General features: G+C 72.5%; 4 protein-coding genes and 1 pseudogene. 3 read left to right on the top strand and 2 right to left on the bottom strand.

Features of this window, described 5'->3' with window-relative positions:
• From FVS66_RS05045 to FVS66_RS05035, 3 genes are all read left to right on the top strand, one after another.
• Nucleotides 1-1,102: protein phosphatase 2C domain-containing protein (locus FVS66_RS05045; RefSeq protein WP_149179774.1), on the top strand; the 1,102-nt coding region annotated here is incomplete at its 5' end.
• A gap of 27 nt (nucleotides 1,103-1,129) precedes the next feature.
• Nucleotides 1,130-2,872: a pyruvate dehydrogenase gene (locus FVS66_RS05040; protein ID WP_149179773.1), complete on the top strand. Its 1,743-nt coding sequence runs from the start codon at nucleotides 1,130-1,132 to the stop codon at nucleotides 2,870-2,872.
• Nucleotides 2,873-3,043: 171 nt separating this feature from the next.
• Nucleotides 3,044-3,493, top strand: a complete 450-nt coding sequence (locus FVS66_RS05035; RefSeq protein ID WP_399224890.1) for an ATP-binding protein — start codon at nucleotides 3,044-3,046, stop codon at nucleotides 3,491-3,493.
• 99 nt (nucleotides 3,494-3,592) lie between these two features.
• Here the strand turns inward: FVS66_RS05035 and FVS66_RS05030 are convergent, their stop codons facing one another.
• Nucleotides 3,593-4,654: a DUF2637 domain-containing protein gene (locus FVS66_RS05030; RefSeq protein WP_149179772.1), complete on the bottom strand. Its 1,062-nt coding sequence runs from the start codon at nucleotides 4,652-4,654 to the stop codon at nucleotides 3,593-3,595.
• Nucleotides 4,655-4,818: 164 nt separating this feature from the next.
• Nucleotides 4,819-5,144: pseudogene (locus FVS66_RS34820) on the bottom strand (mucin-1); the annotation flags it as partial.

Below are 5,144 nucleotides of genomic sequence, written 5' to 3'. Positions count from 1 at the left end.
ACCGCTGCGTCCGCCGTCCGGGCCCGCGCCCGCGACCCCGGCCCCGGCCCTTCCGCACCCCCGCGCCACCGGCGGCCGTGTCGACCCGCGTCCGCCGCTCAGCCCGCCGCACGTCGGGGACGGGCCGCCCACCTACGAGGCCGAGCCGACCGCGCTGCCGCTCGCCCGGGCCCACGAGCTGGACGAGCTGGTGCCGGACACCGTCCTGGAAGGCGCCGGATACGGCGGGTTCACACTGCGGGCCGCCTCGGTGCGCGGGGACTCGGCGCGGTACCGGGGGGAGCTGCGGCGGGACGCCCTGCTGACAGCACGGTTCGGCAGCGGGGAGGAGCTCCTGGTGCTGGTCGCCGTCGCCACCGGCACCCGCGCCGGCGAGGGCTCGCACCTCGCGGCCCGTGACGCGTGCCGGTGGATCGGTGAGGCCGTGGGCCGCAGCCACGCCCGGCTCGCGCAGGACATCGGCGCCGGGCGGCGCGAGGACCTGAAGTCCGGACTGCACCGGCTCATCGACCGGGCGTACGGCAGGCTCCGCGCCCGCGCCGCCGAACTGGGCGTAGACCAGGACGCGTACACCGCCGACCTGCGCTGCCTCCTCCTGACGGCCGACCCCGGATGCCGTACGCGGGTCTTCTTCGGCGTCGGCGCGGGAGGCCTGTTCCGGCTGCGGGACGGCGCCTGGCAGGACCTGGAGCCGCCCCTCCCCGAGCCGGGGACCGTCACCGGCGAGGCCGTCTTCGGGTTCGGGTCGCCGCCCGCGGCGCAGGGCGCCGGCGAGGAGTCCGGGCCCGCGGGCGACCGGTTCACGATGCGGCTCGGCGTCGGCCCGCACCCCGGCGCGCCCTATGTCGAGGACCCCCTGCCGCCGCCCGCCGTGCCCTTCCGCTTCCGCGCCTCCGTCGCCCGCAGTGGTGACACGCTCCTGCTCACCAGCACCGGGTTCGCCGAGCCCGTCCGCTCCGAGCCGGCGCTCGCGAAGGAGCTGGCCGCCCGCTGGGGGCCCGCCGAGCAGCCGCCCGGCCTGGCCGCGTTCCTGGCCGACGCCCAGCTCAGGGTGAAGGGGTACGCCGATGACCGTACGGCGGTGGCCATCTGGGAGGCGTAACCGCGAGGGCCGTGCGTGGATGGACCCATGGCCAGACAGAACGTGGCGGAACAGTTCGTCGAGACCCTCGTCCGCGCGGGCGTCCAGCGCCTCTACGGGGTCGTCGGCGACAGCCTCAACCCGGTCGTGGACGCCGTCCGCCGGACCCCGGGCATCGACTGGATCCAGGTGCGGCACGAGGAGTGCGCCGCGTTCGCGGCCGGGGCCGAGGCCCAGCTCACCGGGCGCCTCGCCGCCTGCGCGGGCTCCTGCGGCCCCGGCAACCTCCACCTCATCAACGGCCTGTACGACGCGCACCGCTCCATGGCCCCGGTCCTCGCCCTCGCCTCGCACATCCCGTCCGGCGAGATCGGCCTCGGCTATTTCCAGGAGACCCACCCCGACCAGCTGTTCCAGCGGTGCAGCCACTACAGCGAACTGATCTCCAGCCCGCAGCAGATGCCCCGCCTCCTGCGGACCGCCATCCAGCACGCCGTGGGCCGCGGCGGCGTCAGCGTGGTGTCCCTCCCCGGCGACATCGCCGCCCAGCCCGCCCCCGAGAAGACCACGGCGCACGCCCTCGTCACCGAGCGCCCCACCGTGCGCCCCGGCGACGCCGAGCTCGACGCGCTCGTCCGCATGGTCGACGACGCCCGCCGCGTCACCCTCTTCTGCGGCAGCGGCACGGCCGGCGCCCACGCCGAGGTCATGCAGTTCGCCGAACGCGTCAAGGCCCCCGTCGGCCACGCCCTGCGCGGCAAGGAATGGATTCAGTACGACAATCCGTTCGATGTGGGCATGAGTGGCCTGCTCGGGTACGGCGCCGCCTACGAGGCCACCCACGAGTGCGACCTGCTGATCCTGCTGGGCACCGACTTCCCGTACAACGCCTTCCTGCCGGACGACGTCCGGATCGTCCAGGTCGACGTACGGCCCGAGCACCTCGGGCGCCGCTCCCGGCTCGACCTCGCGGTGTGGGGCGACGTCCGCGAGACCCTGCGCTGCCTCGTGCCCCGCGTGCGCCCCAAGACGGACCGGCGGTTCCTCGACAAGATGCTGAAGAAGCACGCGGACGCGCTCGAGGGCGTCGTCAGGGCGTACACGCGCAAGGTGGAGAAGCGGACTCCCCTCCACCCCGAGTACGTGGCGTCCGTCCTCGACGAACTCGCCGACGACGACGCGGTCTTCACCGTCGACACCGGCATGTGCAACGTGTGGGCGGCCCGCTATCTCACCCCGAACGGGCGGCGTCGGATCCTCGGCTCGTTCAGCCACGGCTCCATGGCCAACGCCCTGCCGCAGGCCGTCGGAGCCCAGCTGACCCACCCCGGCCGCCAGGTCGTGTCCCTGTCGGGCGACGGCGGCTTCGCCATGCTGATGGGCGAGTTCCTCACCCTCCTCCAGTACGACCTGCCGGTGAAGGTGGTGCTGTTCAACAACTCCTCGCTCGGCATGGTCGAGCTGGAAATGCTCGTCGCGGGTCTGCCCCCGTACGGAACGGTCAACCACAACCCGGACTTCGCGGCGGTCGCCCGCGCCGCGGGCGCCCACGGCGAACGCGTCGAGAAGCCGAAACACCTGGCCGGCGCCCTCAAGAAGGCGTTCGCACACAAGGGCCCCGCCCTGGTGGACGTGGTGACGGACCCCAACGCGCTCTCCATCCCGCCGAAGATCCGCGCCGAGATGGTGACCGGCTTCGCACTCTCCGCCAGCAAGATCGTCCTGGACGGCGGAGTGGGCCGGATGCTCCAGCTGGCTCGCTCGAACGTGCGGAACATCCCGCGACCTTGACACCCCACTGTGCCCCACTGCTCCCCTCTGTGCGCCCGTCCGTCGGTGCTTCGCACGCGTGACTCCGGGAGAGCGGGGGCATGGATCCCGTGAGCCTGTTCGAGGGACGAGCCGATGACGTGGGGATGCCCCCTGTCGAGCGAAGCCGGAACCAGGGGGAGGGTGGGGGCTATGAGTGGGCGTCAGGCGGGTGTCGAACCCATGGTGAACGGGTGGGACCGCATACCCGCGGCCGCACAGCTGCGACGGTACGTCGGGGTCGGCGACCTCACGGCGGTGGCGGAAGTGAGGCGTGCGCTGCGGGAGTTACTCCATCACCGCATCGCGGCGGACCCGGCCGACACGGCGGAGCTGCTCACCAGCGAGCTGGTGACCAACGCGCTGATCCACACCGAGCACGGCGCGGTCGTCACGGCGGCGCTGGGCCTGACGGCGCTGCGGGTGGAGGTGCGGGACTTCGTCACCGAACTGCCCGATCCATACGTGCCCGTCACGGACGACGGTACGCACGGCAGAGGGCTCCTGCTGGTGCAGGCGCTCGCCGACGCGTGGGGGGTGCAGGCGCAGAGCGTGGGCAAGGTGGTGTGGTTCGAACTCTCGGACGTGAAACCGGCGGAGTAGGCCCCGGCGCCGGGCTGCGGCCGAGGAGCGGTGCGAAACGCCGGTGGGCCCGACTGCCGGACGCAGACGGACCCACCGCGCGACAGCACGGCCGCGACCTCAGCCGAACTGCCGCTCCAGGCTCTTCAGCTTCTCCTCCAGGGAGTCGAGGCGGGGAATGGCCTGGGTGTCGTCCTCCGCTGTCAGGTCGACCGTGCGGGGTTCAGTCCCTTTCACGGCCTGCAGGGAGGGCCGGGAGCGATGGGGCAGCTGTCCTGGCTCGACTATGGCGGGCTCCGCGACGGACGCGCCCACGGCGGCCGGAGCGGAGCCCGATGCGGAGTTCAGGTTCTGCACGTCGACCTGACGGCCGCCGCGCCCGATTCCCCAGGCCCGGTGCTGCCGGTTGAACGCGCGCAGCCTCGCCCGGTCCAGCTTCTGCTGCTCGCGCCGGCGGCGCCGGTTCTGCTGCTTCTCACGCCGGTCCTCGCGCACGTCCTCGACCGCGTCGTCCAGGGTGCGTACGCCTTCCAGGAGCATCAGCGACCAGGCGGCGAAGGTCTCGCGGGGGGCCCGCAGCCAGCGGACGATGCGGATCTGCGGCAGCGGGCGTGGCACCAGGCCCTGCTCGCGCAGCGCCGCCCGGCGGGTCTGCTTCAGCGCCCGGTCGAACAGCACGGCCGCCGAGAGCGACATCCCCGCGAAGAACTGCGGGGCGCCGTCGTGGCCGAGGCCGCGCGGCGCGTGCACCCAGTTGAACCAGGCTGCCGCCCCGGCGAACAGCCACACCAGCAGCCGGGACCCGAGCGCCGCGTCGCCGTGGCTGGCCTCGCGCACGGCGAGGACCGAGCAGAACATGGCGGCGCCGTCGAGGCCGAAGGGGACCAGGTACTCCCAGCCGCCGGAGAGATTGAGGTTCTGGCGGCCGAAGCCCACCAGACCGTGGAACGAGAGCGCGGCCGCGACGGCCGCGCAGCAGAAGAGCAGGAGGTAGGAGGCGATTCCGTAGATGGCCTCTTTTCGTCGGCGGCGTTCCTCGCTGCGTTCCCAGGAGTCTTCGGCCGCGGCCTTCTCACCGGCGGCTCGCTTGCCGCGCGCGAGCACCGCCACCGCCGCCACGGCCCCAACGAGCATCACACCGCCCGGGAGCAGCCAGTCCAGCGATATGTCGGTCAGTCTCATGCGGTGTCCCTCGCATCGCAGTACGGCGTACGGAGCGCCATATTGGCCGACCGGCGGCGCGCGTCACGGGTTTTCGGGACAAGAGAACGCCATTGAGGACGCAGGGCATACAAAAAGGTATGATCTGATCGAACTTTCATATGAAGAAGCTGAGTTGAGTTCGATTAGACCCACTCCCGCGGGTGGTGTGGATGCCGGCGGGGCCCGTCAACGCCCTGCGTGATGGTCGTCCATGGGGTGGGGTGGCCCGTGTAGCTCAGGGTGGAGAGCACGAAGACGCCGTCGGCGTATACCTCGACGTACTCGCCCACGGTGAGGATGCGAGGCGTGGTCGGTGGCCTGGTCAGGGCGGTCCGGCCGAGCGTCGCGCCGTCGGGTCCGGTGACCTGGAGATCCGTGCCGTCGCAGTTGATGGTGAGGGCCGGGCGGCCGCCGTCCGGGCTGTCGGTGCGCAGGACGGCCTCGACGGGCGAGGCGGACACGTCGATGT

The sequence above is a fragment of the Streptomyces sp. TRM49041 genome (assembly GCF_008271805.1).
Lineage (GTDB): Bacteria > Actinomycetota > Actinomycetes > Streptomycetales > Streptomycetaceae > Streptomyces.
This window is presented reverse-complemented; position numbering and strand designations above follow the sequence as displayed.